The organism is Paraburkholderia solisilvae (assembly GCF_902859875.1).
Taxonomy (GTDB): domain Bacteria; phylum Pseudomonadota; class Gammaproteobacteria; order Burkholderiales; family Burkholderiaceae; genus Paraburkholderia; species Paraburkholderia solisilvae.
In genome coordinates, this window is sequence record NZ_CADIKF010000144.1 from 1 (window position 1) to 520 (window position 520).

1 protein-coding gene is annotated in these 520 nt (G+C 67.3%); it reads right to left on the reverse strand.

What is annotated here, in order from left to right; genetic code table 11:
- The coding region (locus tag HV675_RS32190) for a dihydroxy-acid dehydratase domain-containing protein (RefSeq protein ID WP_175115488.1) at nucleotides 1-520 on the reverse strand (520 nt) is incomplete at both ends.

The following is a 520-nucleotide window of genomic DNA, read 5'->3' on the forward strand; positions in this document are numbered from 1 at the left end:
GTCTTCCCACACCATGTCGACAATGCGCATGCCGGTTTGCGCGGACATCTGCGCGTGCCGCGAATCGGCCGCCGGAATCGATGCGAAGCCCGGCAGCGTGAAGCCGAGCGCCTCGGCCGCGCTCGTCATCGTCGACGCGGTGCCCATCGTCATGCAGTGCCCCGGCGAGCGCGCGATGCCGCCTTCCACGCCCTGCCAGTCCTGTTCGGTGATCTTGCCCGCGCGCAGGTCGGCCCAGTACTTCCAGGTGTCCGAGCCCGAGCCGAGCGTGCGGCCGTTCCAGTTGCCGTTGAGCATCGGGCCGGCCGGCAGGAAAATCGCCGGCAGATCCATCGAGATCGCGCCCATCAGCAACGCGGGCGTGGTCTTGTCGCAGCCGCCCATCAGCACCACGCCGTCGGCCGGATATGAACGCAGCGTCTCTTCCGCTTCCATCGCGAGGAAGTTGCGGTACAGCATCGTGGTCGGTTTCTGGAACGGCTCGGAGAGCGTCTGCACCGGCAGCTCGATCGGAAAGCCG